Below are 663 nucleotides of genomic sequence, written 5' to 3'. Positions count from 1 at the left end.
GTACGTGGGCAGCCGGCTGCGCCACCCCCGCCGCCCGCCGCTGCCGGTGCGCGACCCGGACGCCGTCGAGCTGTACGGGCCGGTCTTCGGCGCCACCGACGTGGGCCCGCTCGACCACGACCTGACCGCGCACCACCGGGGCGAGCCGCTGGGGGAGCGCATCACGGTCAGCGGCCGAGTCATGGACCGGTGGGGACGGCCCGTGGCGGGCCAGCTCACCGAGATCTGGCAGGCCAACGCGGCCGGGCGGTACGCCCATCAGCTCGACCGGCACCGCGCGCCCCTGGACCCGCACTTCACCGGCGTCGGCCGCTGCCTCACCGACGCGGACGGGCGGTACGCCTTCACCACCGTCAAACCGGGCGCCTACCCCTGGCAGAACCACGAGAACGCCTGGCGGCCCGCGCACATCCACTTCTCGCTCTTCGGGACCGCCTTCACCCAGCGGCTGATCACCCAGATGTACTTCCCCGGCGACCCGCTCCTCGACCTCGACCCGATCCTGCTCGCGGTCCCCGACGAGGCCGCGCGCAGCCGTCTGGTGGCGGCGTACGACCCGGAACTCTCCGTCCCCGACGAGTCGCTGGGCTACCGCTGGGACATCGTGCTCGACGGACCCTCGGCCACCGCCCGCGAGGAGGAACGGTGAGGCCCCCCACCCCC

The 663-nt window shown here is 74.4% G+C and carries 1 protein-coding gene; it reads left to right on the top strand.

The features are described 5' to 3' along the window. On the top strand, positions 1–649 hold a 649-nt coding region (pcaH, locus tag ACJA3G_RS38130; protein ID WP_406557566.1), incomplete at its 5' end, for a protocatechuate 3,4-dioxygenase subunit beta. Positions 650–663: the final 14 nt, after the last annotated feature.

The organism is Streptomyces sp. YS-3 (assembly GCF_045257485.1).
Classification (GTDB): domain Bacteria; phylum Actinomycetota; class Actinomycetes; order Streptomycetales; family Streptomycetaceae; genus Streptomyces.
This window is presented reverse-complemented; position numbering and strand designations above follow the sequence as displayed.